Source organism: Bradyrhizobium sp. BR 10289 (assembly GCF_019455385.1).
GTDB lineage: Bacteria > Pseudomonadota > Alphaproteobacteria > Rhizobiales > Xanthobacteraceae > Bradyrhizobium.
In genome coordinates this window covers 1-26,720 of sequence record NZ_JACOFR010000020.1, presented here as the reverse complement: position 1 = coordinate 26,720, position 26,720 = coordinate 1, and the positions used below count along the sequence as shown (strand labels likewise).

General features: G+C 65.3%; 23 protein-coding genes. 13 read left to right on the top strand and 10 right to left on the bottom strand.

The window, feature by feature from the left end:
• Positions 1-30 precede the first annotated feature (30 nt).
• Both HYH08_RS27180 and HYH08_RS27175 read left to right on the top strand, forming a co-directional pair.
• Complete coding sequence (locus tag HYH08_RS27180) at positions 31-798, top strand: PopZ family protein (RefSeq protein WP_220012902.1); 768 nt, start codon at positions 31-33, stop codon at positions 796-798.
• Positions 799-926: 128 nt separating this feature from the next.
• Positions 927-3,803 (top strand): valine--tRNA ligase, encoded by a 2,877-nt coding sequence (locus HYH08_RS27175; protein ID WP_220012901.1) that lies wholly within the window; start codon positions 927-929, stop codon positions 3,801-3,803.
• Positions 3,804-3,805: 2 nt separating this feature from the next.
• Here HYH08_RS27175 and HYH08_RS27170 read toward each other — a convergent pair whose 3' ends face one another.
• A complete protein-coding gene (locus HYH08_RS27170; protein ID WP_220012900.1) occupies positions 3,806-4,408 on the bottom strand; it encodes a DNA-3-methyladenine glycosylase in 603 nt (200 codons plus the stop codon).
• 130 nt (positions 4,409-4,538) lie between these two features.
• Between HYH08_RS27170 and lipA the strand changes: the two genes are divergently transcribed.
• The gene (gene lipA / locus HYH08_RS27165) at positions 4,539-5,495 is read left to right on the top strand and encodes a lipoyl synthase (RefSeq protein ID WP_220012899.1); all 957 of its coding nucleotides are present in this window, start codon (positions 4,539-4,541) and stop codon (positions 5,493-5,495) included.
• A gap of 6 nt (positions 5,496-5,501) precedes the next feature.
• Complete coding sequence (locus tag HYH08_RS27160) at positions 5,502-5,972, top strand: type II toxin-antitoxin system RatA family toxin (RefSeq protein ID WP_220012898.1); 471 nt, start codon at positions 5,502-5,504, stop codon at positions 5,970-5,972.
• 78 nt (positions 5,973-6,050) lie between these two features.
• Here HYH08_RS27160 and HYH08_RS27155 read toward each other — a convergent pair whose 3' ends face one another.
• Genes HYH08_RS27155 through HYH08_RS27130 form a run of 6 tightly spaced genes read right to left on the bottom strand, consistent with a single transcriptional unit; the run spans position 6,051 to position 11,192 of the window.
• On the bottom strand, positions 6,051-6,866 hold the full coding sequence (locus HYH08_RS27155; protein ID WP_220012897.1) for a c-type cytochrome: 816 nt from the start codon (positions 6,864-6,866) through the stop codon (positions 6,051-6,053).
• Positions 6,866-8,488 carry a b(o/a)3-type cytochrome-c oxidase subunit 1 gene (locus HYH08_RS27150; RefSeq protein WP_220012896.1) on the bottom strand — a complete coding sequence of 541 codons (1,623 nt, stop codon included), beginning with the start codon at positions 8,486-8,488 and terminating at the stop codon, positions 6,866-6,868. The genes HYH08_RS27155 and HYH08_RS27150 overlap by 1 nt, the downstream gene beginning before the upstream one ends.
• Positions 8,475-9,041 carry a cupredoxin domain-containing protein gene (locus HYH08_RS27145; RefSeq protein ID WP_220012895.1) on the bottom strand — a complete coding sequence of 189 codons (567 nt, stop codon included), beginning with the start codon at positions 9,039-9,041 and terminating at the stop codon, positions 8,475-8,477. The genes HYH08_RS27150 and HYH08_RS27145 overlap by 14 nt, the downstream gene beginning before the upstream one ends.
• Positions 9,038-9,214: a hypothetical protein gene (locus HYH08_RS27140; RefSeq protein WP_220012894.1), complete on the bottom strand. Its 177-nt coding sequence runs from the start codon at positions 9,212-9,214 to the stop codon at positions 9,038-9,040. The genes HYH08_RS27145 and HYH08_RS27140 overlap by 4 nt, the downstream gene beginning before the upstream one ends.
• Positions 9,215-9,222: 8 nt before the next feature.
• Complete coding sequence (locus tag HYH08_RS27135) at positions 9,223-10,473, bottom strand: c-type cytochrome (protein WP_220013021.1); 1,251 nt, start codon at positions 10,471-10,473, stop codon at positions 9,223-9,225.
• 11 nt (positions 10,474-10,484) lie between these two features.
• Positions 10,485-11,192, bottom strand: a complete 708-nt coding sequence (locus HYH08_RS27130) for a c-type cytochrome (RefSeq protein ID WP_220012893.1) — start codon at positions 11,190-11,192, stop codon at positions 10,485-10,487.
• Between the two features lie 941 nt (positions 11,193-12,133).
• Here HYH08_RS27130 and HYH08_RS27125 point away from each other — a divergent pair.
• Positions 12,134-12,913, top strand: coding sequence for a mechanosensitive ion channel family protein (locus HYH08_RS27125; protein ID WP_220012892.1), 780 nt, complete (start codon positions 12,134-12,136; stop codon positions 12,911-12,913).
• Positions 12,914-12,919: 6 nt separating this feature from the next.
• On the opposite strand, the gene HYH08_RS27120 is transcribed toward HYH08_RS27125, so the two are convergent.
• Both HYH08_RS27120 and HYH08_RS27115 read right to left on the bottom strand, forming a co-directional pair.
• A complete protein-coding gene (locus HYH08_RS27120) occupies positions 12,920-13,531 on the bottom strand; it encodes a CinA family protein (RefSeq protein ID WP_220012891.1) in 612 nt (203 codons plus the stop codon).
• A 3-nt stretch (positions 13,532-13,534) separates the two neighbouring features.
• Positions 13,535-14,716: a bifunctional 2-C-methyl-D-erythritol 4-phosphate cytidylyltransferase/2-C-methyl-D-erythritol 2,4-cyclodiphosphate synthase gene (locus tag HYH08_RS27115; RefSeq protein WP_220012890.1), complete on the bottom strand. Its 1,182-nt coding sequence runs from the start codon at positions 14,714-14,716 to the stop codon at positions 13,535-13,537.
• A 283-nt stretch (positions 14,717-14,999) separates the two neighbouring features.
• Here HYH08_RS27115 and dusB point away from each other — a divergent pair, with 283 nt between their 5' ends.
• The 7 genes from dusB (at position 15,000) to hflX (ending at position 24,790) form a co-directional block, all read left to right on the top strand.
• On the top strand, positions 15,000-16,001 hold the full coding sequence (gene dusB / locus HYH08_RS27110) for a tRNA dihydrouridine synthase DusB (RefSeq protein ID WP_220013020.1): 1,002 nt from the start codon (positions 15,000-15,002) through the stop codon (positions 15,999-16,001).
• Entirely contained in the window at positions 15,998-17,173 is a 1,176-nt protein-coding gene (locus HYH08_RS27105) for a two-component system sensor histidine kinase NtrB (protein ID WP_220012889.1), read from the top strand. Before dusB ends, HYH08_RS27105 begins: the two co-directional genes overlap by 4 nt.
• A gap of 9 nt (positions 17,174-17,182) precedes the next feature.
• Positions 17,183-18,625, top strand: a complete 1,443-nt coding sequence (gene ntrC, locus HYH08_RS27100; protein WP_220012888.1) for a nitrogen regulation protein NR(I) — start codon at positions 17,183-17,185, stop codon at positions 18,623-18,625.
• A 484-nt stretch (positions 18,626-19,109) separates the two neighbouring features.
• Entirely contained in the window at positions 19,110-21,512 is a 2,403-nt protein-coding gene (locus tag HYH08_RS27095; RefSeq protein WP_220012887.1) for a sensor histidine kinase NtrY-like, read from the top strand.
• A gap of 17 nt (positions 21,513-21,529) precedes the next feature.
• Positions 21,530-22,900: a nitrogen assimilation response regulator NtrX gene (ntrX, locus tag HYH08_RS27090; RefSeq protein ID WP_220012886.1), complete on the top strand. Its 1,371-nt coding sequence runs from the start codon at positions 21,530-21,532 to the stop codon at positions 22,898-22,900.
• Positions 22,901-23,147: 247 nt separating this feature from the next.
• Positions 23,148-23,396 carry an RNA chaperone Hfq gene (gene hfq / locus HYH08_RS27085; protein ID WP_007591126.1) on the top strand — a complete coding sequence of 83 codons (249 nt, stop codon included), beginning with the start codon at positions 23,148-23,150 and terminating at the stop codon, positions 23,394-23,396.
• A gap of 11 nt (positions 23,397-23,407) precedes the next feature.
• The gene (gene hflX / locus HYH08_RS27080; protein WP_220012885.1) at positions 23,408-24,790 is read left to right on the top strand and encodes a GTPase HflX; all 1,383 of its coding nucleotides are present in this window, start codon (positions 23,408-23,410) and stop codon (positions 24,788-24,790) included.
• Positions 24,791-24,880: 90 nt separating this feature from the next.
• Here hflX and mazG read toward each other — a convergent pair whose 3' ends face one another.
• A complete protein-coding gene (gene mazG, locus HYH08_RS27075) occupies positions 24,881-25,726 on the bottom strand; it encodes a nucleoside triphosphate pyrophosphohydrolase (protein WP_220012884.1) in 846 nt (281 codons plus the stop codon).
• 126 nt (positions 25,727-25,852) lie between these two features.
• Between mazG and queC the strand changes: the two genes are divergently transcribed.
• Positions 25,853-26,566 carry a 7-cyano-7-deazaguanine synthase QueC gene (queC, locus tag HYH08_RS27070; protein WP_220012883.1) on the top strand — a complete coding sequence of 238 codons (714 nt, stop codon included), beginning with the start codon at positions 25,853-25,855 and terminating at the stop codon, positions 26,564-26,566.
• The last annotated feature ends 154 nt before the right edge of the window (positions 26,567-26,720 follow it).

Here is a 26,720-nt window from a genome sequence, read left to right as displayed (position 1 = left end):
TGCGAGGGCGTTGATGATGTGGAGTCGGAGATGACGCAGCCTGCAAAGGTCACAGAACCCTCGATGGAGGAGATTCTGGCCTCGATCCGGCGCATCATTGCCGACGATGAGGCCAAGCCGCCGCCGGCCGAAGCTGCAAAGCCTGCGCCCGCCGCGGCTGCGCCAAAGCCGCAGGCGATGAACGACATTCCACCCTCAAAGGTTGCCCCCGCCAAGCCAGCTGCCGAGAAGCCCGCAGCGCCGCCGGCCGCAAAGCCGGCTCCTGCGCCGCCACCGCCCGCGCCGGCGGCAGATGCCGGTCCCAACAGCCAGGACGATATCGACGCGCTGCTGGCAGGGCTCGATTCAGCGACGCCTGCGCCCGAGGTCCGCGCGCCGGAACCAGAGCCCGAGCCCGACGTCCTCGAATTGACTGACGAGATGGCGATGGATCCGGAGCCGACACCGGCCCCGCCGCCGCCGAGCTTCCGCAGGGTCGAGCCGCGTGACGATCTCGAATTCGCCGAGGCGCCGCCGCCGCGCCCCGCACCGGCACCGTCATACGCGCCTGTCGATTTCGACGCACCGCCCTTGCCGCCGCAGCAGCCGATCCTGGCGCAATCGACCGTTTCTGCAGTCGAATCCGCCTTCAACTCCCTGGCCCACACGGTGCTGAGCAGCAACGCGCGGACGCTGGAGGATCTGGTCAAGGAGATGCTGCGCCCGATGCTGAAATCCTGGCTGGACGACAATCTGCCGGGCATGGTCGAACGCATCGTGAAGGCAGAAATCGAGCGGGTCTCGCGCGGCGGCAGGTAGGACGCCCGGCCGGCCCCGATAAAGCCCTGCTCCTGTGCCATGACCGGCCTGCCGGTCGGGCCGGAAAGCCCTTTTGCCGCTGAGCTTTCCGTTGACTTGAGCCCCGCGCGCGGCTTTCTAGCGACCCCATGATCGAGAAAAATTACCAGCCCGCCGATATCGAAGCCCGCATGTCCGTGGTGTGGGAGGACAGCCTTGCGTTCAAGGCCGGCCGCCCCGATCGCCGCGACGCCGTGCCCTTTACCATTGTGATCCCGCCGCCCAACGTGACGGGCTCGCTGCACATGGGCCATGCCCTGAACAACACGCTCCAGGACATCCTCTGCCGGTTCGAGCGGATGCGCGGCCGTGACGTGCTGTGGCAGCCCGGCACCGACCATGCCGGCATCGCCACCCAGATGGTGGTCGAGCGGCAGCTGATGGAGCGCCAGCAGCCCGGCCGTCGCGAGATGGGCCGCGAGAAATTTCTGGAGCGGGTCTGGCAGTGGAAGGCCGAGAGCGGCGACACCATCATCAACCAGCTCAAGCGCCTTGGCGCGTCCTGCGACTGGTCGCGTGAGCGCTTCACCATGGACGAGGGCCTGTCCAAGGCCGTCATCAAGGTGTTCGTCGCGCTGCACCGCGACGGCCTGATCTACAAGGACAAGCGCCTGGTGAACTGGGACACCAAGCTCTTGACCGCGATCTCCGATCTCGAAGTGCAGCAGACCGAGGTGAAGGGCCACCTCTGGTATCTGCGCTATCCGATCGAGGGCAAGAATTTCAACCCCGAAGATCCCTTGACCTTCATCGTCGTCGCCACGACGCGCCCCGAGACCATGCTCGGCGACACCGGCGTTGCCGTGCATCCCGAGGACGAGCGCTATCAGAAGCTGATCGGCAAGAACGTCATCCTGCCGCTGGTCGGCCGCAAGATCAAAATCGTCGCCGACGAATATTCCGATCCGGACAAGGGCTCGGGCGCGGTCAAGGTGACGCCGGCGCACGATTTCAACGATTTCGAGGTGGGCAATCGCCACGGCCTCGCCCGCATCAGCGTGCTCGACAGGGAGGGATGCCTCGACCTTGTCGGCAACGAGGATTATTTGCGCGACCTGCCGGAAGGCGCGGCGCAATTCGCCGAGGAGTTTCACAAGGTCGACCGCTTCGCGGCGCGCAAGCGCATCGTCGAGCGGCTGGAGAGTTTCGGCTTCGTCGAGCGGATCGAGCCGCACACCCACATGGTGCCGCATGGCGACCGCTCCAACAGCGTGATCGAGCCCTATCTGACCGACCAGTGGTATGTCGACGCCAAGACGCTGGCAAAACCCGCGATCGCCGCGGTGCGTTCGGGCGAGACCTCCTTCGTGCCGAAGAACTGGGAAAAGACCTATTACGAGTGGATGGAGAACATCCAGCCCTGGTGCATCTCGCGCCAGCTCTGGTGGGGCCATCAGATCCCCGCCTGGTACGGCCCGGACGGCAAGGTCTTCGTCGCCGAGACCGAGGAGGAGGCCATCAGCCACGCGCTCGGCTATTACGTCGAGCAGGAGGTCATCACGGCCGAGCAGGGCCGCGAGATGGCGCTCGACCGCAACAAGCGCGAAGGCTTCATCACGCGCGACGAGGACGTGCTCGACACCTGGTTCTCCTCGGCGCTGTGGCCATTCTCGACGCTCGGCTGGCCGGAAGACGCGCCCGAGGTGAAGCGCTATTACCCGACCAACGCGCTCGTCACCGGCTTCGACATCATCTTCTTCTGGGTCGCCCGCATGATGATGATGGGCCTGCACTTCATGAAGGAAGTGCCGTTCTCGACCGTCTACATCCACGCGCTCGTCCGTGACGAGAAGGGCGCCAAGATGTCGAAGTCGAAGGGCAACGTCATCGACCCGCTCAATCTGATCGACGAATACGGCGCCGACGCGCTGCGCTTCACGCTGGCCGCGATGGCGGCGCAGGGGCGCGACATCAAGCTCGCCACCAGCCGCGTCGAGGGCTACCGCAACTTCGCGACCAAGCTCTGGAACGCCTCGCGCTTCGCCGAGATGAACCACTGCGCCGTGCCCGAGGGTTTTGAGCCGGCGAAGGTGAAGGAGACGCTCAACCGCTGGATCGCGCATGAGAGCGCGCACACCACGCGTGAGGTGACCGAGGCGATCGAGGCCTACCGCTTCAACGATGCGGCCGGCGCGATCTACCGTTTCGTCTGGAACGTCTATTGCGACTGGTATCTCGAGCTCGCAAAGCCGGTGCTGCTCGGTCCCGACAGCCCCGCCAAGGACGAGACCCGCGCCATGGTTGCCTGGGCACGCGACGAGATCCTGAAGCTGCTCCACCCCTTCATGCCCTTCATCACCGAGGAGCTGTGGGAGGTCACGGCCAAGCGTGACGGCCTGCTGGCCCTGGCGGAATGGCCGTTGAAGACGTCTGCGCCGACGCCGGAGCAGCTCGCGATGCTGACCGCAGCAACCGGTGCGACCGATCCATTCGTCTCGCCGGCTTTCGTCATACCGATGTTCAACCATGCCGATTTCAGCGATCCCAAGGCGGAAGCCGAGATCGGCTGGGTCATCGACCTCGTCACGCAGATCCGCTCGGTGCGCGCCGAGATGAACATCCAGCCGGCCACGCTGACCGCGCTGGTGCTCGCAGGTGCTTCGGCCGAGACCAAGGAGCGTGCGCCGCGCTGGACCGACGTGATCAAGCGGATGGCGCGGCTGTCCGATATCTCCTTCGCCGACACAGTGCCTGACGGCGCCGTCCAGCTGCTCGTACGCGGCGAAGTAGCCGCGCTGCCGCTGAAGGGCGTGATCGATGTCGGCGCCGAACAGACGCGTCTCGACAAGGAGATCGCCAAGGCCGACGCCGACATCAAGCGCGCCGAATCCAAGCTCGCGAATGAAAAATTCGTCGCCAACGCGGCCGAGGAGGTCGTCGAGGAGGAGCGCGAAAAGCGCGAGGCCGCGCTGGCCCGCAAGGCCAAGCTGCTGGAGGCGCTGGAGCGGCTGAAACAGGCCTCCTAGGCCTATTTCGGGAACGGCTTGCTGAGGAACTTCGAGCCCCTGACGCCATAGCGCCAGGGCAGCTCGACCGCCTTGGTAATGCCGATCCGGATGCCGGTCGCGACCTCGACGTCTTCCGTCCGCGCATGCAGCGCAATGGGCGGCCGGTCCACGGGCAAGGTGTTGTGAGCGATGGTGATGCCGAGTGCCTCGGTCAGCTTGCCGGGGCCGGAGCACAGCGCCTGCACCTCCTGGAGATGGCGGCGGCGGCGCATCGCGGCCAGGCCATGCGTCGGCTCCAATGCGCGGATCAGGACGGCGGCGGCCGAGCCCGCTTCCTCGCAGACGAAATTGACGCACCAGTGGATGCCGTAGGAGCGGTAGACATAGGCAAAGCCGGGCGGGCCGAACATGATCTGGTTCCGCGGCGTCGGACCGTTGAAGGAGTGCGCGGCCGGCTCGGTATGATGATAGGCCTCGACCTCGACGATGATCCCGCCGACGCCGTCGACCAGCATGGTTGCTCCGATCAGGTCGTGGGCAACTTCGCGGACGTCGCGGTCGAAAAAGTCGCGCTTGAGCCGTTTGCCGAGCCGGGATGTGGAAGCCTTCGAGACTGGAGCCATTTGAGGTGAGAATCGCCTGAGAACTGAGCAGGATATTGCCCATATCTGCCATGTTCCCTGAAGCGGGGCGAGCCGGGTTGCGGCAGGCAGCCAGACCGACTAGGTAGGACCTGAACAGACCGGACAGATCATGGTCGTTATTGTCGATACCATCACGAACCCGCTGCGCCCGCGCCACCCCGAAAAGGTGAATCGCCCCGATTCCGCTTCGCCGCCGAAGCCGGACTGGATTCGCGTGCGCGCGCCCAACACCCGCGGCTATGCCGACACCCGCAACATCGTGCGCGCCAACGGCCTGCACACGGTGTGCGAGGAGGCGGGCTGCCCAAATATCGGCGAGTGCTGGGACAAGAAGCACGCGACCTTCATGATCATGGGTGACACCTGCACCCGCGCCTGCGCGTTCTGCAACGTCAAGACCGGCCTGCCCAATGCGCTCGATGCGGCCGAGCCGCAAAATGTCGCCGAGGCCGTGGCCAAGCTGGGCCTCGCCCACGTCGTCATCACCTCGGTCGACCGCGACGATCTCACTGACGGCGGCGCCGAGCATTTCGCCCAGACCATCCGCGCCATCCGCGCTGCCTGTCCCACGACCACGATCGAGATTTTGACGCCGGACTTCCTGCGCAAGGAAGGCGCGCTCGAGGTCGTCGTCGCGGCGCGGCCCGACGTGTTCAACCACAATCTCGAGACCGTGCCGTCGCGTTACCTGACGGTGCGGCCCGGCGCGCGCTATTTCCACTCGATCCGGCTGCTGCAGCGGGTCAAGGAGCTCGATCCCAGCATCTTCACCAAATCGGGCATCATGGTCGGCCTCGGCGAGGAGCGCCACGAGGTACAGCAGGTGATGGACGATCTGCGCTCGGCCGACGTCGATTTCCTCACCATCGGCCAATATCTCCAGCCGACCCGCAAACACCACGCCGTGATGCGCTATGTGCCGCCGGACGAGTTCTCCTCGTATGAAAAGGTCGCCTACACCAAGGGCTTTCTGATGGTGTCGGCGAGCCCGCTCACCCGTTCCTCGCATCACGCCGGCGAGGACTTTGCGAGACTGAAGGCCGCGCGGGCAGCCAGCGCGCGCTGAACTGACATGCCCAAATTTTCGAGCAAGCGCCGTGTCGATCACAGCGCATCCGAGATGTTCGATCTGGTCGCCGACGTCGAGCGTTACCCGGAATTCGTGCCGCTGTGCAGCGCGCTCAAGGTGCGCCAGCGCATGGCCAAGCCCGACGGCACCGAGGTGCTGGTCGCCGACATGACGGTGTCGTTCAAGCTGGTCAGGGAATCCTTCACCAGCCGGGTGACGCTCGATCGCGCCAATCTGAAAATCCTGGTCGAATATCTGCAAGGTCCGTTCAGCAACCTCGAAAACCGCTGGACGTTCGAGCCCAAAGGCGAGGGCGTCTGCGACGTCGGTTTCTTCCTCGCCTACGAATTCAAGAGCCGCATGCTGGCGATGCTGATGGGCTCGATGTTCGATGCCGCGTTCGCGCGTTTCTCGACGGCGTTCGAGAAACGGGCGGATGCGATCTACGGCCGGCCGAAGCTGGCGCCGACGTAGGTTGTCGTAACTCTCGTGTCCCGGACGCGCTGCAACGCGGAGCGTTGCTGCGCAGCGCCGGGGGCACGGGAACCTTCCTCAATCCACCGCCTTCACGACATCCGGCGGCTGCGAGGCGTAATAGGCCGCGGCGGCCTCGATCTCCTGCGGCGTCATCGCTCGCGCGATGTTGCGCATCTGCTGGCTGATGTCGTTGCGGCGCTCACCGGTCGCAAACGCCTGGAGCTGCGCCTTCATGTAGGCTTCGGACTGTCCCTCCAGCCACGGACTGCCGGTCTTGTTGTCGAGGCTGCCATGGCAGGCGCCGCAGGGCGCGATGCCGCGCAGCGGCGCGCCGTATATCACGATGTTCGGCTTCGGCAATTGCGGCGTCGGATGGTAGGCGGGCAGCCGCGGCAGATACGCGTAATAGTTCGAGAGATCGGCAATTTCCTGGTCGGTGAGATTCACCGCGAACGGTGACATCACGGCATTGGTGCGGGCGCCGGAGCGGAAATCGTGCAGCTGCTTGTAGATCACGGCGGCATACTGGCCGGCGAGGTTCGGCGAGTCAGCGCGGCTGATGCCGGTCGGGCCATGACAGATCGCGCAGCGCTGCGCCAGCGTGGCGCCGCGGCCGATGGCCTCCTGGCTCGGGCGGGCTAGCGTGTTCGACGTCAGCACGACCTCCGACAACCGCTTGCTCTGCTCGGGCGCCGTCACGCTCGCCACGCGCTGCGGCACGCCGGCAGCGCTGCAGATCGCGTCCCAGACATTGGCAAACTGCACCCAGGGCTGCGCGAAGGGCAGCACGATGAAGCCGCCTATCGCGGTCACGATCAGGATCGCGGCGGTGAGGCCGACGCCAATCCGGAAATGGCTGTTGCGGAGGGTGAAAAGGTCGCGCGTGCTCATCACTGCGCTCCCACATAGACGGCCGGCACCGAGGTGCCCGAGCTCAGTGCCAGATTCAGGATCGGATAGCCGTAATTGGTAAGAGTCAGCGCGATCATCAGCGCCACCCACAGCGCATGCGTGTTGAGTGCGACGGGCACTGTCTTCGGCTGATGCACGGCAATCGCGAAGCGATACGGGCCGGCGTCAACCTGCGGCGCACGCATGCCGCGGGCCAGGATGACGATAAACATGAGGCCCGAGGTCAGCAGGATGAAGCCGCCGATCGCCGAGAAGGTGACGGACAGCGCCTGCGGCGCGATCGCGGGATCGCCGAAGTCGAAATAGGCCATGCGGCGCGGCATGCCCAGAATGCCGACCCAGTGCCATGGGAAGGTCGTGACGATCATGCCGATGAACCACAGCCAGAGCTGGGTGCGGATCAGGCGGACGTCGATCAGCTCGCGCCCGGTCAGATGCGGCCACAGATCATAGGCGATCGCGAAATACATGATGACGATGGCGCCGCCGAAGATCAGGTGGAAATGGCCGGTGATCCACTGCGTGTTGTGGATGGAGGCATCGAGCTGATAGCTCATGTTGATGAGGCCGCCGGCGCCGCCGAAGCCGAGCATGACGAAGGAGAACGCCAGCGCCAGCATCATCGGATTGTCCCAGGGCAGGGCCCTGATCCAGCCGAACATCCCGCGGCCGCCGCGCAGGCGCGCCGCGATCTCGACCGAGGCGCAGATCGTGAACACCGTCAGCAGCGTCGGCAGCGCGACAAGCGCCGTGAAGGTCGAATGGATGAACTTGAAGCCGGCGCCGACCATGGGATCGGCGAAGGTGTGGTGCATGCCGATCGGCATCGCCACCACCAGGAACAGGATGAAGGAGATCCGCGCCATGCTGTCGGAATAGACCCGTCCGCCGATCGCACGCGGTACGATGGTGTAATAGGCGATGTAGGTCGGCATCAGCCAGAAATAGACGATGGCGTGCAAGGTCCAGGAGAAGAAGATGCGGGCAAGGCCGGCATCGATGGTGTTCTTCAGGCCTGCCGCGACAGGAATGATCTGGAGCAATAGCTCGAGCGCGGCGCCGACGGCGGTCCAGGCCCATAAGTAAGAACCCGCGACATTGGCAAACATCGCCAGCGGCACCGGCGCGCCGGGATGGGCCTTGCGCCAGATCCGCAGGTTGAGCGACATCAGCGCAACCCAGATCCAGGAGCCGACCACGACGAGGACGACGCCGAGATAGTAGAAGACGTTGCCGATCAGCGGCGGATAGAAGGTGTAGAGCACCGACGCCCGTCCCAGCGCGATCGGGATCACCGCCATGATGCTGCCGGCGACGATCAGCCCAAATCCGGTCCAGGCCCAGCGCACGCCGACGAGGCGCTGCTCCAGCGCGGATTCAGCTATGGCATAGCCAAAGCCCATCGCGACGAGCGTCGGGAAGACATAGCCCATCACCGTGCCGTGCGCTGTCAGCGACCGGTAATAGAGCTCGGGATCGGACAGCCAGGTGCCGATCGGGCTGCGGATGAACATCTGCCAGGCGCCGAGCGTCAGCGCGACGCCGAACACGGCGAAGGCCAGCCAGAAATGGGCGAGGATGAGCTTCCTATTGGCCAACACAGCTCAGCCTCCCGCCGGCCTTCGCGCGGTTCGCGAAGTCGGTCTTGTCGATCACCTTGACCTTGCCCCACATGCCCTCATGGCCGAAGGAGCAGAATTCCTGGCACGGCATCAGATAGTCGCCGGTCTTCGTAAAACGCATCAATTGCTCGGAGATGTAGCCCGGCACCAGCATGGTATTGACGTTGGTGCCCTGGATCAGGATGCCGTGCACGACATCGGCGCTGGTGGCGCGCAGCGTGATGGGGGTGTCCGCGGGCACCAATATGCAGGCCGGCGTGAAGGAATATTGCTGGCCGATCGCGCGCACCGTGACATTGCCGCTCGCCTCGAGCACGCTGCCGAGATTGCTCTCGACGAACTCGCCCGAGAGATGAATGCGTGAAGGATCTATGATCTCGACGCGCGGCTGCGGCATGGTGGCGCGATGAATGCCGGCGAAGGCGGCCAGCAGCGCCATCATCACGATGATGGCCACGGCAATGGTTGCCCAGCGCCGTTCGACGCGGGCCGCGACCTCGGCGCTGCCGTCATGGGCCTGCTCGGCGCTCATTGCAGCGATCCGCGCGGCAGGAACACGAACAGATAGAAGGCGAGCCACATCGCGACGACGCAGGCCGTGGCGATGCCGGCGAGCACGATCGCGCCGGACGGGCCTTGTGCAACGACCTCCTCGACGGCCTGGTCGGCCACGGCTGGGCTGGTCGGCGGATCGGAATTGAACATGACGCCTCTCAGTTCAGCGGTGCGGAGCGCAGCTCGTTGGCCTCGCGCGCCGAGACCGGCGAGCCGCGATTGCCCCAGGCGGTGCGGATGTAGGAGACGACGGCGGCGACCTCGTTGTCGGAGAGGAGGCCTGCGAACGGCGGCATGCCGTAGGGCATCGGATTGCCCTTGGTGCCAGGCGGATAGCCGCCATTGAGCACCATGCGGATCGGATTGACCGCTGACTGCATCTCGATCGACTGGTTGTTGGCGAGCGGTGGCCAGTGCGGCGGCTTGCCTTCGCCCTGGCTGCCATGACAGCTCGCGCAATTCTTGTCGTAAACGGTCTTGCCGAGGCTGATCAGCAGGCTGCTCTCGGCGGTCGGCAGCGCCGTGCTCGCCGGCGGCGGTGACGAGCCTTCCGCGATGCCTTTGAGGTAGACCGCCATCGCGCGGGTGTCTTCGTCGTTGAGATATTGCAGGCTGTTGTGCACGACTTCGGCCATGGGGCCGTAAACTACGCCGCGCGCGGAGACGCCGGTCTGGAGCAGGTCGGTGATGTCCTTGATGCTCCAGTCGCCGAGACCTGCCTCGCGGTTGGAGGTGAGGGACGGCGCGTACCAGTTCTGCATCGGGATCAGGCCGCCTTTGAACGCGTCCGATTGCGAGGTGCCGCCGAGCGCATTGATCGGCGAATGGCACATGCCGCAATGGCCGAGGCCTTCGACGAGATAGGCGCCGCGATTCCATTCGGCCGATTTGGTCGGATCGGGCTTGAACTCGCCCTCGCTGAAGAACAGCGTGCGCCATCCCAGGACGAGCTGGCGGTTGTCATAGGGGAAGCGCAGCTCGTGGGGCTTGTTCTTCTGGTTCACCGGCGGGATCGAGCGGAGATAGGCAAAGATCGCGTCGCTGTCGGCGCGTGTCACCTTCGTGTAGGACGCAAACGGCATCGCGGGGTAGATCAGCCCGCCATCCGGGAAGCGGCCGTTGTGCATGGTTTTGTAGAAATCGTCCGCGCTCCACTTGCCGATTCCCGTCTCCGGATCCGGCGTGATGTTGGACGTATAGATCGTGCCGAACGGGGTCGGCATCGGGCGGGCGCCGGCGAACAGGCGCCCCTCCGCCGCGGTGTGGCATGCCGTGCAATCGCCGGCGCGGGCGAGATATTCGCCGTGCGCGATGATGTCGCTGCTTTTGTCGCTTGTTTTCTCCTGTGCCTGCGCAGCCGCCGTGAACGCGGCGAAAACGAGCAGTGCGATCGACAGTCTTGAGCCCATCATCCGCCTCGTCAGTTGGGCTGGCTGCCGCAGCCGAACGGCAGCGCGTAGGTGCCTTTCGGGACGGGAGCCGGGTTGTCGGGCGCGGGGCGCGTCGCAAGCCAGGCCGCGACCGCGGTGACGTCGGCCTCGGTCAGATGTCCCGCCACGAGCTGCATGCAGTCGGGCGATTTCGCCGTGCGGGTGCCGTAGCGCCAGGCGCCAAGCTGGGCGCTGATATAGGCGGCGCGCAGGCCGAGCAGGCCAGGGACTCCAGGCTGCATGCCCGTCAGACCCGGACCGTGACAGCTGACACACGCCGGTATGTTACGACCGGCATCGCCGCTGGTGGCGAGCAACTCGCCTTGTGCGAGGACATCCTTGCTGACCTCGCTCGGCGCAGGCTGCGGCAAAGGCGGGTGCTCGCTCGCAAAATACTCGGCCATCGCTGCGAGATACGGATCGGGCAGGAATTCCAGCAGATAGTTCATCGGCGGATATTTGCGCCGGCCGCTGCGGAAGGCGAGGAGCTGATTGTAGAGGTAGCCGGCGGGCTTGCCGGCGAGCCGCGGGAAATAGACATCGCTGGTGCCTTCGCCCTTGTTGCCGTGACAGGGCGTGCACGCCTCCACCCGCGCCGCCATCGTGTCAGGCGGTTGGCTGGTCGTTTGCGCGGCCGCACCATCAAACGCGGCAATAGTGACAATGACGGCGGCGGAGGCCGCGGCGCGAGCAAACAATTTGTCGCACTCCACAAGGCTGGTCCGGTTGATTCCGGGTCACAACGTAAAGCGGCATTATTGCGCCAATGCTTTCGCGTGCAAGATCGGACAGAGGCGACGACGTTTGGTCGCGCCTGCACATTTGCGATCCTGATCGGATTCGACAAGATTTGCGTGCTTTTTGAAAAAGCAAACATGACGCAGCAATCTCGCGGCGCATCTCGCCCGAGCTTTGCTTCGTCGTGCCGCCCTCGAATGTCAGAGGGCGCAGGGAAGACCAGGTGCCGGCTGGCACCCACGGTCCACTGTGCGAAGGTTGCGCTACAAGAGGCTGCACAGCGGCATACAGGTGAAGCCCAACACACGGCCTTCCCTGCGCAGTGGTTTTACGGCTTATGCCGAGCTCTCCCCGGGGAGCGATGCACTATTGCCCCCGTCGCCTCGCAGATGACTGACGCGCGTGCCCGGTCGGGCCGCCGCATCACTACAAGACTTGGCGCACAGACCCCGGGCGCCAGGACCACACGGTTTTGCCGTACGCGGACAGCAACTGTCGTTGGCACGCCGGTTTTCGCTCACGGCTCTCCGCCCTGCGAACCTGTCGCGCCGATGCTGTCCACGTCCACCGCAGCTCACCCCACGTTTCGTGACGATCGCGATACGCCCCTCTGACCGGGATGAGGTGATGCTGGAATACGCCAAAGCCGAATTTCTGTAAAGGCGAATATTTTCGCCGGCGCGGGTTGCCCCACAGCTGGTGTGTTTTGCCTGTCGGGCAGCGCAAACTCTTGTAGCCCGGACCGAGCGAAGCGGAATCCGGGATTGGTATCCGCGGACACAGAGGCCCCTGATTGCGCTTCGCTTCGTCTGGGCTACGGGACCGTGGTTCCCATTGATACCCTTGCGGGATCATTTCGTATCGCAGTGCGTTCTCAACGATCGTCCGGGTTGGAGACCTCATGACCATCAATTTCGACACGCTCAAAGCATCGCTCGTGCTTTATGGGCTGAACGCAATCTACGCGGTCCTGCTGCTGGCGGTTGGCTGGTATCTATCCGGCGCCATGCAGCGTTTCGTCACGCGCCTCTTGAGCGTCACCCACCGCGTCGATCCGCTGGTCACGGTGTTCGTAGGCAGTCTCGCACGCTACGGCGTGCTGGCGGTGGTCGGCATCGCGGTGCTCCAGCTGTTCGGCATTCAGACCGCGAGCCTCGTCGCGGTGCTGGGCGCGACATCACTTGCCATTGGCCTCGCGCTCCAGGGCACGCTGTCCAATCTCGCCGCCGGCGTCATGCTGCTGTTGTTCCGGCCCTTCCACATCGGCGACGACGTCGAGGTTGCCGGCAAGGCGGGGAAGGTGAAGTCCCTGTCGCTGTTCATGACCGAGCTGGTCGCGGCCGACAACACGCAGATCCTGTTGCCCAACGGTCAGGTCTGGGGTGCGGCGATCGTGAACCACAGCGCCTATCCCGGCACGGGCGAGGTCAAGGTGGCGTTCCCGGTCCCGGCAGGCGCGGCCAATACGCTGGCCGATCGCATCCTGGAGGAATTGCGCAACGACTCCCGCATCGACGATCAGGCGCAACCCGCCGTCTCCGTCACCAAGGTCCTCGATGTCGCAAACCCCGCCGCGCCGATCCTGGAATTGACGGTCAGCGCGAAGGCGAAGCCCGCGGACGCCGATGCGGTCAAGCAGTGCGTGCTCGATCATGCGAGCGCGCTGCTCACGGCGGCGTAGGGCACTTCACCCCCGCGGCGATCGCGGCGGCCGGCGCTTCACGGCGTGCCGGCGCGGCGAGCGCGTCACGCGCGGACGCAGCCGCGTTGCCGCGGCCGCAGGGCGCGGCTTGGCTGCGACTTGCGGGCCGCGGGCGAGGTCCATCAGCATGCGCAACGCCTCGACCACCGAGCGCTGGCGCACGGCGCTGCGGCCGATGGCGCCGAAGCGATGCTCGCGGTGGATGATGCGGCCGTCGCGCGCGGCGGCGGCGAAATGGACGAGGCCAACCGGCTTGCCGGGCGTGGCACCGCCGGGGCCGGCAATGCCGGTGATGGCCACCGCGAGATCGACGCCGGCGCGTTCCAGCGCGCCAACCGCCATCGCGGTTGCGGTCTCCTTGCTGACGGCGCCGAAATTGGCGAGCGTCGAGGCCTCGACGCCGAGCATCGCGCGCTTGGCGTCGTTGGAATAGGTGACGAAGCCGCGGTCGATCACGTCGGACGAGCCGGGAATGTCAGTGAGTGCGCCCGCGACGAGTCCGCCGGTGCAGGACTCGGCGGTGGCGATCGTCAGCTTGCGCATCCGGCAGAGGTCGAGCAGCGAGCGGGAGAGGGCGCGTGCGTCGCTGCCGGCCATGATCTACAGGCTCCAGGGCAGGCGGATGGTGGCGCTCGCGGTAGCGGCGATGCCTTCCTCGCGGCCGGTGAAGCCGAGCCGCTCGCTGGTCGTCGCCTTCACTGCGACACGCGAGATGTCGACGCCGGAGATCTCGGCAATGCGCGCGCGCATGACATCGCGCAGCGGGCCGATCTTCGGCCGCTCGCAGATCATGGTGACTTCGAGATTGGCGACGCGGCCGCCGCGCGCGGTGACGCTGTCGATGGCGTATTTCAGGAACTGATCGGAAGAGGCGCCCTTCCACTTGGCATCGCTCGGCGGGAAGTGCGAGCCGATGTCGCCGTCGGCCAGCGCGCCGAGGATCGCATCCACCAGTGCATGCAGGCCGACATCGCCGTCGGAATGCGCAAGAAACCCCTTGGTGTGGGGCACGCGCACGCCACAGAGCATGAGATGGTCGCCTTCGCCGAAGGCATGCACGTCATAGCCCGTGCCGGTCCTGATGTCGCCAAGCAGGCTGGCGAGGCGCGCTTCCTCGCGGACAAAATCTTCGGGAGTGGTGAGCTTCATATTGGCAACATCGCCTTCAAAGGTTGCAACCGTCAATCCCGCCCATTCGGCAATCGCGGCATCGTCGGTGAAATCGGAGCGCCCGTCCTTCGCCGCGCGACGATGCGCCTCGAGGATGACGTCGAAACGAAAGGATTGCGGCGTCTGCGCGATTCGCAAAGCCGCGCGGTCCGGCGTGTCCTCGACATCGCCGCTCGCGCCGGTGATCTTGATGGTGTCGGTGACGGGGACGACGGGGATCGCAGCGCCGGTACGGCCCGCCGCCTCGATCGCGCGCGAGATCACGCCTGAAGAGACGAAGGGGCGCGCGGCGTCGTGGATCAGCACGATATCGGGCTTATGCCTGGCGAGCGCTTCGAGACCTGCGAGCACCGAGGCCTGGCGGGTCGCGCCGCCGCTGGCCGGCGCCTCATGCTTGAGTCCTGCGACCGCTGCCGTGAACATGGCGCTGTCATCGGGGTTCACAACCGGCTGCACGGCGAACACATCGGGGTGACGGCTGAAGGCTTCCATGGCGCGATAGATCACGGGCACCCCGCCGATCGTCCGATATTGCTTCGGCCCGCCGGCACCGGCGCGCAGGCCCCGTCCGGCCGCGACGAGAACGACTGCGGTGCGCTGTGATTTCGCCATAGGACTCTAATACTCAGTTGCTAGGGAAGGAGTCGGGGAGTGGGGTGATTTGCCGGCATGCCTCTACCACGGCAGGCCCGCAAAAAAAGGGGGTTTCCCCGGATTGTGGGATTCGGCATTTTGCTGCACTGCACTTGAAAGATTTGCAGAACTGGTTAAAGTGTAGGCATGACGCTTGACTGCACAAGAATTGTGCGCAAGATAGGTCATGGCAGGCGCGATGAGGCCCTGCCTACTTGACGAGACCACTGTGACCGGCCCGGCAGGATCAGGCTCCAAGCCCTTGAAAATAGGCGATATTGAAATCGCCACCCCGGTCGTCCTGGCGCCGATGTCGGGAGTGACGGACTCACCCGTCCGGCGGCTCGCTGTCGAGCTGGGGGCCGGCCTGGTCGTCTCTGAAATGACCGCCAGCGATGAGCTCGCCAACGGCCACCGCATGTCGCGGTTGCGTTGCGAAGCCACGGGGGTCGGACCGCATGTGGTCCAGCTCGCCGGCTGCGAGGCGCGCTGGATGGCTGAGGGCGCCCGGATCGCCGAGGCCGAAGGCGCCGACATCATCGACATCAACATGGGCTGCCCGGCCCGCCACGTCACCGGCGGCCAGTCCGGCTCGGCCCTGATGCGCGACCTCGACCATGCCGTCAGCCTGATCGATGCGACGATCGCGGCGGTGAAGGTGCCAGTGACGCTGAAGATGCGGCTCGGCTGGGACGACCGCAGCCGCAACGCGCCGGAGTTGGCGCGGCGCGCGGAAGCCGCCGGCATCAAGCTCGTCACCGTGCACGGCCGCACCCGCTGCCAGTTCTACAAGGGCGAGGCCGATTGGGATGCGATCCGCGCCGTGCGCGAGGCGATCTCGATCCCGCTGATCGTCAATGGCGACATCACCTCGTATGAGAAGGCGCTCGCCGCGCTCGCGGCCTCCGGCGCCGATGCCGTGATGATCGGCCGCGGCGCCAACGGACAGCCCTGGCTGCCCGGGCAGATCGGCCGGCGCCTGATGGGCGGGGCGGCGGAAGCCACCCCGTCGCTCGAGACGCAGCTGCATTACGTCCGCACCCTCTATGACGGCGTCTGCGCGCTCTACGGCCTGCGCGTGGGCCTGAAACATGCGCGAAAGCATCTCGGCTGGGCGCTCGACGTCGCCGCCGAGACAAGCGGCGCGCCGGTTGAGAAGCTGAAGGCCTGGCGCCAGACCATTCTCACCTCCGAAGACCCGCGTCTCGTTCACGGTTCACTGCAAGATGCCTTCGACGACTTCGCATGGAGCGCTGCTGCATGAGCTCAGCTGCTGAACATCGTCGGCACGTTTCGTCCGACAGCGATGCGATTTTGGACGCGCTTCCCAATCCGGTTCTCCTGATCGGGCCGGACGGCAAGATCGTCGGCGCCAACATCGCCACCGAAGCCTTTTTCGAGATCTCGACCCAGTTCCTGAAGCGCCAGTCGCTCAAAGAGCTGGTGCCGTTCGGCAGCCCGTTGCTGGCGCTGATCGATCAGGTGCGCTCGTCGAACTCGCCGGTCAACGAATACAAGGTCGATCTCGGCACGCCGCGCATGGGCGGCGACCGCCAGGTCGATCTGCATGTGGCACCGCTGACGGAGCGGCCCGGGCATATCGTCGTGATGCTTCAGGAGCGCTCCATCGCCGACAAGATGGATCGCCAGCTCACTCATCGCAGCGCCGCGCGCTCGGTGATCGCGCTGGCAGCCATGCTCGCACACGAGATCAAGAATCCGCTCTCGGGCATCCGCGGCGCGGCGCAGCTGCTCGAGCAGCAGGCCTCCTCCGAAGACCGCATGCTGACGCGGCTGATCTGCGACGAGGCCGACCGCATCGTGACGCTGGTCGACCGCATGGAGGTGTTCGGCGACGAGCGCCCCGTGGTGCGCGGGCCCGTCAACATCCATTCGGTGCTCGATCACGTGAAGCGGCTGGCGCAATCAGGCTTTGCCCGCAACATCCGCTTCATCGAGGACTACGATCCCTCGCTGCCGCCGGTACTGGCGAACCAGGACCAGCTCATCCAGGTGTTCCTCAACCTGGTGAAGAATGCCGCCGAAGCCCTGATCGACGTTCCCGACGCCGAGATCCAGCTCACCACCGCATTCCGCCCCGGCGTGCGCCTGTCAGTCCCCGGTCAAAAATCCCGGGTATCCCTGCCGCTGGAATTCTGCGTGCGGGACAACGGACCAGGCGTGCCCGATGATCTTCTGCCCAATCTGTTCGACCCCTTCGTCACCACCAAGCAGACCGGCTCTGGCCTCGGTCTTGCTCTGGTCGCAAAGATCATCGGCGATCACGGGGGCATCATCGAGTGCGAATCTCAGCCGCGCAAAACCACCTTCCGCGTGCTGATGCCGATGTATTCCACATCGGTGAAACATGCCGATCACAGCAGTCGCGACGGCTCTGCCGGGAAGTCGTCGTCTGCGTCACAGGGGGCAAAATGAGGATTAACAATGCCCGCAGGTAGCATTCTCGTTGCTGATGACGATACCGCCATCCGCACGGTTCTCAATCAGGCTCTGTCCCGGGCCGGATACGAAGTCAGGCTCACCGGCAATGCCGCAACGCTGTGGCGTTGGGTCAGCCAGGGGGAGGGCGATCTCGTCATCACCGACGTGGTGATGCCGGACGAAAACGCCTTCGACCTGCTGCCGCGGATCAAGAAGATGCGGCCGAATCTGCCCGTCATCGTCATGAGCGCGCAAAACACCTTCATGACGGCGATCCGCGCCAGCGAGCGCGGGGCCTATGAATATCTGCCAAAGCCCTTCGACCTGAAGGAGCTGATCGCCATCGTCGGCCGCGCGCTGGCCGAGCCGAAGGAGCGGGTCTCGACGCCGGACGAGGACGCCGAGATGGAGGCGATCCCGCTGGTCGGCCGCTCGCCGGCGATGCAGGAAATCTACCGCGTGCTCGCACGCCTGATGCAGACCGATCTCACCGTGATGATCACGGGTGAATCAGGCACCGGCAAGGAGCTGGTGGCGCGCGCGCTGCACGATTACGGCAAGCGTCGCAACGGGCCGTTCGTCGCGGTCAACATGGCGGCGATCCCGCGCGACCTCATTGAATCCGAATTGTTCGGCCATGAGCGCGGCGCCTTCACCGGCGCCAACACCCGCGCCTCCGGCCGGTTCGAGCAGGCCGAGGGCGGCACGCTGTTCCTGGATGAGATCGGCGACATGCCGATGGAGGCGCAGACCCGCCTGCTGCGCGTCCTGCAGCAGGGCGAATACACGACCGTCGGCGGCCGCACCCCGATCAAGACCGACGTCCGCATCGTCGCGGCCTCCAACAAGGATCTGCGCGTGCTGATCCAGCAGGGGCTGTTCCGCGAGGATCTGTTCTTCCGCCTCAACGTCGTGCCGCTGCGGCTGCCGCCCTTGCGCGAACGCATCGAGGACCTGCCCGATCTGGTGCGGCACTTCTTCGCGCTGGCCGAGAAGGACGGCCTGCCGCCGAAGAAGCTCGATGCGCTGGCGCTGGAGCGGCTCAAGCAGCACCGCTGGCCCGGCAACGTGCGCGAGCTGGAAAACCTCGCACGCCGTCTCGCCGCGCTCTATCCGCAGGACGTCATCACGTCCTCCGTCATCGACGGCGAGCTGGCGCCGCCCTCGGTCAGCCCGGGTGCCGCGGTCCAGCAGGGTGTCGACAATCTTGGCGGCGCGGTGGAAGCCTATCTGTCCTCGCACTTCCAGGGCTTTCCGAACGGCGTGCCGCCGCCGGGCCTCTACCACCGCATCCTCAAGGAGATCGAGGTGCCGCTGCTCACGGCCGCGCTCGCCGCCACCCGCGGCAACCAGATCCGCGCCGCCGACCTGCTCGGCCTCAACCGCAACACGCTGCGGAAGAAGATCCGGGATCTCGATATCCAGGTGTACAGGAGCGGGGGCTAGGCCTCCCGCTTCGGACGAATGGCTCAGCTCCCCTACCACAGCGGAGCTGAGCCTGTCCGGATCGCGCTGGCCTTGATGGCTGACGCGGAGATCAGAAGTCGGAATCAGGCTGAAACGTTCCGGCGGAACATTCAAATTGGACATTCGGCCGCGTGGCGCGTGGTCGCGCCTATCGGACCACGCGGGTTGATGCCGGCACCATGACGACAGCCGCCGGGGGCTGTATGCCGGGGCCATTGACCAGCAGGTCAGAAGCCACGATCAGCAGCAACACCGCCGACACCATCATTGCGAGAAAGAACCTGTCCATGCCGGGACAAGCCGGAACGGGCCGATTCCGTTCCGGCTGATCCTGCATGGCCTGTGGATGCGCCGGTCGGCCGCGCCTGAGACGCCGCGGAATTGTCGCAATTCGGCAACAATGTGGTACGAATACATCAGTATCCGCCCTTAGCGGACCCAGTTTTCAGCACCCATTGCCGGAATGACCAGCGCAGATACCTCGGCCGCATCCTTTGACACGGCCCCAGCCGAAGAGGCGCGACGCTGGTCGCCGCGCCGCTGGCTGGCGCCGTTTGCCGTGGCGCTGGCGCTGCTCTCGGGCCTTCTGACCTTCCTGGTGCTGACCGGCCTGACCCGGATCGATCCGACGCCCGAGGTGGTCCGCTCGTTCTACCTGATCAATGCGGGCACCATCCTGCTGCTGGTCGGGATCATCGTCCGCGAGCTCTGGCAGCTCATCCTGGCCAGGCGCCGGGGCAGGGCGGCCGCCCGTCTCCATGTCCAGATCGTCAGCCTGTTCTCGATCGTGGCGGTGCTGCCGGCGGTGCTGGTCTCGGTCGTCGCCAACGTGACCCTCGAGCGCGGTCTCGACCGGCTGTTCTCCGGGCCGACCAAGGAGGTGATCCAGAACTCGCTGAACATCGCGCGGGCCTACATGCAGGATCACGCGCAGCTGATCCGCGGCGACATTCTCGGTATGGCCAACGACATCGCCCATGCAAGGCCGCTCTACGACCAGGACCGCCGCTCGTTCCGCGAGCTGCTGACCGCCAGCGCCAGCTCCCGCAACCTGCCGGGTGCGATGATCATCGACAAGAACACCAACATTCTGGAATCCGCCGACACCGGCATGCGGCTGGCCTATTCGCCACCGGCGCCGGACTTCCTCAGCAACGTCAACGAGAACGAGCCCGAGATCGCGGTGCTGCCGGATGCGAGCTATGTCGCCGCGGTGATCCGCCTGCGGGCCTTCAGCGACACCTTCCTCTATGTCGCACGGCCGCTCGATCCTAACGTGGTCAATCAGCTCAAGCAGACCGAGGTCAGCGTCGCCGAATATGCCCAGATCGAGTCGCGCAGGCTCGGCATCCAGGTCGCCTTTGCGCTGATGTTTGCGGTGATCGCGCTAACCATCCTGATGGCTTCGGTGCTGATCGGGCTGAACTTCGCCAATTCCCTGGTGGCGCCGATCCGGCGGCTGATGAACGCCGCCCACACCGTCTCGACCGGCGACCTCCATGTGAAGGTGCCGGTGCATCAGTCCGAAGGCGACCTCGCCCAGCTGGGTGAGACCTTCAACAAGATGACGCAGGAGCTGCGCAGCCAGCGCGACGAGCTCGTCAACGCCAGCGACCTCATCGACAGCCGGCGCCGCTTCATCGAGGCCGTGCTGTCCTCGGCCAGCGCCGGCATCATCGGCGTCGATACGTCCGGCAGCGTCGGCATCCTCAACCGATCCGCCGAAAAGCTGATCGGGCACTCCGAGGCGGAGACGCTCGGCCATCCGCTCTCCGACGTGCTGCCCGAGCTCGACGAGATGATGAAGACGGCGCGGGAAGGGACCCAGCGCCTGGTGCAGGGACAGATCACCATCACGCGCGACGGCAACGAGCGCAATTTGTCGGTCCGGGTCAGCGCCGAGAAGAACCAGCCGCACGACAGCTACATCATCACGCTCGACGACATCACCGAGCTGGTCTCGGCGCAGCGCACCTCGGCCTGGGGCGACGTGGCGCGCCGCATCGCCCACGAGATCAAGAATCCGCTGACGCCGATTCAGCTCTCCGCCGAGCGCATCCGCCGCAAATTCGGCAAGGACATCACCGAGGCCAAGGACAAGCAGATCTTCGACCAGTGCACCGACACCATCGTGCGCCAGGTCGACGACATCAGGCGCATGGTCGACGAGTTCTCGCGCTTTGCGCGGATGCCGAAACCCGTGATGGAAGGCGAGGACGTCGCCGACACCGTGCGGCAGGCGGTGTTCCTGATGAAGGTCGCCCATCCCGAGCTCGATATCGAGGCCGAGTTCAGGGAAGATCCGTTGCGCGCGCAGTTCGACCGGCGGCTGATCTCGCAGGCGGTCACCAACATCATCAAGAACGCCACCGAGGCGATCGAGCAGGTGCCGCAGGAGGAGCTCGGCAAAGGCCGCATCGACGTCGTGGTCTCGCGCGAGGGCGAGGACGTGCTGATCGACGTCATCGACAACGGCATCGGCCTGCCCAAGGTCGCACGCTCGCGGCTTCTTGAGCCGTACGTCACAACGCGCGCCAAGGGCACCGGCCTTGGCCTTGCGATCGTCGGCCGCGTGCTGGAAGACCATGGCGGCCGCATCGAGCTGAAGGACGCCTCCGACTTCCGCGAGGGCCAGCGCGGCGCCTGGATGCGGATGCGCTTTGCGATCTCCGGCCAGCCGGCCAAGTCCGACGGCGCCGAGCCGGGGCCGGTGGTCAAGGAAACGGGCAAGGACACGACCAAGGAAGCCGCGACGGAGCCGGTCAAGGACGCGGCGCCGGAAACAAAAGAGGTGGCGGGCGAAACCAAAGAGCCCGCTGAAAAGACCAATGATTCAACGAAAATCGAAGCCTCAACAGGCAGCTGACAAGACAGGCGCGACCCATGGCAAGTGAAATTCTGATTGTCGATGATGAGGCCGATATTCGGGATCTCGTTGCGGGCATTCTCGAAGACGAGGGTTTCGTCACCCGCACCGCGCGCGACAGCGATACGGCGCTGGCCGAAATCGCCAATCGCAGGCCACATCTGGTGTTCCTCGACATCTGGCTGCAGGGCTCCAAGCTCGACGGCTTGCAGCTCCTGGAGCAGGTCAAGAAGGACAACGCCGATCTGCCGGTCGTGATGATCTCCGGCCACGGCAACATCGAGACCGCGGTCGCGGCGATCAAGCGCGGCGCCTATGACTTCATCGAAAAGCCGTTCAAGGCCGACCGCCTGATCCTGGTCGCGACCCGCGCGCTGGAAAACTCGCGCCTCAAGCGCGAGGTCAAGGAGCTGAAGCAGCTCGCGCCGAGCGCAAGCCAGCTGGTCGGCCGCTCGCCCAGCATGAACCAGCTGCGCCAGACCATCGAGCGGGCGGCCAAAGCCAACAGCCGCATCCTGATCGTCGGCCCCGCCGGCGCCGGCAAGGAATTGACGGCGCGCACGCTGCATACGGCCTCGGGCCGTGCCGACGGTCCGTTCGTCGTCATCAACGCCGCCGCGATCACGCCCGAGCGGATGGAGCACGAGCTGTTCGGCGTCGAGCAATCCAACGGCGAGCAGGCGCGCAAGCCCGGCGCGCTCGAGGAAGCCCATGGCGGCACGCTGTTCATCGACGAGATCGCGGACATGCCGCGCGAGACCCAGAACAAGATCTTGCGCGTGCTGGTCGAGCAGTCGTTCCAGCGTGTCGGCGGCACCTCGAAGGTGCAGGTCGACGTCCGCATTATTTCATCGACCGCGCGCAATCTCGAAGAGGAGATCGCGGCGGGGCATTTCCGCGAGGACCTCTATCACCGCCTCTCGGTGGTGCCGATCCGCGTGCCCGCGCTGTCGGAGCGGCGCGAGGACATCCCGGAGTTGATCGATTATTTCATGGAGCAGATCTCGGCCGGCAGCGGCCTGCCGAAGCGGCAGATCGGACAGGATGCGATGGCGGTGCTGCAATCGCATGTCTGGCCGGGCAATGTGCGCCAGCTCCGCAATAACGTTGAGAGAGTCATGATTCTGGCCGCGGGCGGGCCGGAGGTGATCATCACCGCCGATATGCTGCCGCAGGACGTCGGCTCGATGGTGCCGGCGATGCCGACCAGCAACAATGGCGAGCACATCATGGGCCTGCCGCTGCGCGAGGCCCGCGAAGTGTTCGAACGCGACTATTTGATTGCACAGATCAGCCGCTTTTCAGGAAATATTTCTCGCACGGCCGAGTTTGTTGGTATGGAACGCTCGGCACTGCATCGGAAGTTGAAGGCGCTCGGCGTCGGCTAATATTTCGATGTCGCCGGTATCCGTCAGGGATAGCTAAGGAAAATCATCGGTTTCCGTAGTCTTTCGGGCCAATTGGGCATGGCCTGCCGCGTGAAGCGGCTTGCCTAATAAGCCATCCTGCCCTCTAATCGAACCGCTGTTCCTCCGAGGGGGATCTCATGGGAACGGCAACCGGATGAGACCCCACATTTTCAGAAGCGGGGCACAACCGGCGCAATAAAAAGAAACTCAAAGCGAGAAAAAAACAATGGCGGCAGACCGCGCACAAAACCTACAGGACACCTTCCTCAATCACGTTCGCAAAACCAAGACGCCACTGACGATCTTTCTGGTCAACGGAGTGAAGCTCCAGGGCATCGTGACCTGGTTCGACAATTTCTGTTTGCTGCTTCGGCGCGACGGTCACTCGCAGCTGGTCTACAAGCATGCGATCTCGACCATCATGCCGGGCGCTCCGATCCAGCTGTTCGAAGGCGGCGAGGATCAGCCGGCTTGAGAGTGATTTGATTGGAACCCCGAAACTTCGACGGGGATGCCGACCGTCCGCGGTCGGCAGGGGCTAAGCAAACGGGGCGGGTGCTTGTCGTCGGCCCCTATCTACGAGCGCGCGCGGGAAGTGCCGACGCGCAATCGGAGGCTCATGTCCAGCGCAACGCCGAGGCCCGGCTCGACGAAGCCGCGGGCCTTGCCCGTGCGATCGACCTCGTCATTGCGGATGCGATCATCGCGCCGATCAGCCAGATCCGGCCGGCCACCTATATCGGCAAGGGCAAGGTCGAGGAGATCGCCGCGCTCGCCAAGAGCCTCGACGTCGAGCTCGTGGTGATGGATTGCGCGCTGGCGCCGATCCAGCAGCGCAACCTCGAGAAGGAATTGCACGCCAAGGTGCTCGACCGCACCGGCTTGATCCTCGAAATCTTCGGCCGCCGCGCCAAGACGAAAGAAGGCTCGCTCCAGGTCGAGCTCGCCCATCTCAACTACCAGCGCTCGCGCTTGGTGCGCTCGTGGACCCATCTGGAGCGCCAGCGCGGCGGCTTCGGATTTATGGGCGGTCCCGGCGAGACGCAGATCGAAGCCGACCGCCGCCTGATCCAGGAGCGCATCACCAAGCTCGAGGGCGAGCTGAAGAAGGTGCAGGCAACACGGCGCTTGCACCGCGCCGGGCGCCAGCGCGTGCCGTACCGCGTCGTCGCGCTGGTCGGCTACACCAATGCCGGCAAGTCGACGCTGTTCAACCGCCTGACCCGTGCCGACGTGCAGGCCGCCGACATGCTGTTCGCCACGCTCGATCCGACCCTGCGCGCGCTGACGCTGCCGCATGGCGGCAAGGCGATGTTGTCCGACACCGTCGGCTTCATCTCCAATCTGCCGACCCAGCTTGTCGCCGCCTTCCGCGCCACGCTGGAGGAGGTGCTGGAGGCCGACGTCATCCTGCATGTGCGCGACATCTCGCACGAGGACGCCGAAGCGCAGCAGAGCGACGTCGACGCCGTGCTGCGGCAGCTCGGCATCAACCCAGATGATAGCGGCCGCATCATCGAGGTCTGGAACAAGATCGATCGATACGGAGCGGAGCAGCGCGAAGAGCTCCTGAACATCGCCGCGCGCCGGCCGGAAGATCATCCGGCCATGCTGGTCTCGGCCGTGTCGGGCGAGGGGATCGATGCGCTGCTCGCCGCGATCGAGGAACGGCTCGCGGCGAAACGCACCACGCTCGATCTCTCGATCGACGCAGCGGATGGTGCCGGCATCAGCTGGCTGCACCGCAATTCCGAGGTGCTGGCGAAAGAGCTGCACGACGGCCGGTTCGACATGACCGTGCGGGTGGACGAGACCAAGCGGGATATCGTGGTGTCGAGGTTCGACGCCGTGCCGCGCGATGCCGCGTGAGGCATAGTTTGTAGCCCGGATGGAGCGAAGCGTAATCCGGGATTCTTGTCACAAGCCAACGACCCCGGATTGCGCTTCGCTCCATACGGGCTACAGGCCGGACAATTCCGGCCCCGGCTTTTCCGCACCCTTCGCCGCATTCCATAGCGCATCCATCTCCGCCAGCGACGCCTGTTCCAGCGTGCGGCCCTGCGCCTCCAACGCGCGTTCGATATAGGCAAACCGCCGCTCGAACTTCGCATTGGTGGCGCGCAGCGCAGCTTCCGGATCGGCATCGACATGGCGGGCGAGGTTGACGAGGGCGAACATGAGATCGCCGGTCTCTTCCGCGATCTCCTGCTTGTCATTGCGGTCGAGCGCGGCCTCGATCTCGTCGGCTTCTTCGCGGATCTTTTGCAAAACCGCACGCGGATCATTCCAGTCGAAGCCGACCTTTGAGGCCTTGCGCTGCAGCTCCATCGCACGGGTCAGCGCGGGCTGGCCGGCCTTCACGCCCGCGAGCAGGGACTTGTGTTCTGAAGCTTCTTCCTTCGGCCGGCGCGCCGCGCGTTCGGCCTTCTCCTCGGCCTTGATGCGGTCCCAGACCTCCTTGACGTGGTGCGGGGCGAGATTGCCGTCCTTGTCGGCGAAGACATGGGGATGCCTTCGGATCATTTTTCGCGTGATGGCCTCGACGACGTCGCCGAACGCAAACGCGTTCTGCTCCGACGCCATCTGGGCGTGGAACACGACCTGGAGCAGGAGGTCGCCGAGCTCTTCACGCAAGTCGTCGAGATCGCCGCGATCGATGGCGTCCACCACCTCATAGGCCTCCTCGATCGTGTAGGGCGCGATGGTCGAAAAGTTCTGCTCGAGGTCCCAGGGGCAGCCAGTCACCGGCGTGCGCAGCGCTGCCATGATCTCGATCAGGCGGGAAATTTCGCGGGAAGGGGTCATTGCGGGGCAGTCTCCGGGGTCCCCAACCTTATGCCAAAAGCGGCCGGCCGATCCCAGCGTGGCGGCGCGGAACAGGGCGATTTCCACCGATTGGCTGATACCTCCCGCAGTGCTAAAGCGCGGCCCATGAGCGACGCATTTTCATCACAAACCGCGCTGGTGCTGTTCTCCGGCGGCCAGGATTCCACCACCTGCCTCGCCTGGGCGCTCAGCCGCTTCGCGCGGGTGGAGACGCTGGGCTTCGACTACGGCCAGCGCCACGCCGTCGAGCTCGATTGCCGTGACCGGCTGTTCGCTGGCCTCAAGCGCCTGCGCGCGGATTGGGCGGCAAAGCTCGGCGAGAGCCACACGCTGTCGATCCCGACGCTCGCAGCCGTCTCCGAGACGGCGCTGACGCGCGATGTCGCGATCGCGATGGGCGCCGACGGCCTGCCCAATACGTTCGTACCCGGCCGCAATCTGGTGTTCCTGACCTTTGCCGCGGCGCTGGCCTATCGGCGCGGCATCAGCCACATCGTCGGCGGCATGTGCGAGACCGATTATTCCGGCTATCCCGATTGCCGCGACGACACCATCCGCGCCATGCAGGCCGCGCTCTCGCTCGGCATGGCGAGGACGTTCGAGCTGCATACGCCCTTGATGTGGATCGACAAGGCCGCAACCTGGCAGCTCGCGCACGATCTCGGCGGCGACGGGCTCGTCGATCTCATCCGCGAGCAGTCGCACACCTGCTATCTCGGCGAACGCGGCGCGCAGCATGATTGGGGCTATGGCTGCGGCGAGTGCCCGGCCTGCAGCCTGCGCGCGAAGGGTTGGCGGGAGTATGTGGCAGGCAGGTAGCTGTCTCGCCACACTCCTCTCGTGCCCCGGACGCGGCGCAGCGCTCCTTCAGCGGTGCGCCGCAGAGCCGGGGCCCATGTCTCTGCAGGGTGCCATGTGGCTTTCTGATGGTGTGGACGGCCCCCTACGGCATCAGTTGTGCCAGAATGAGGTT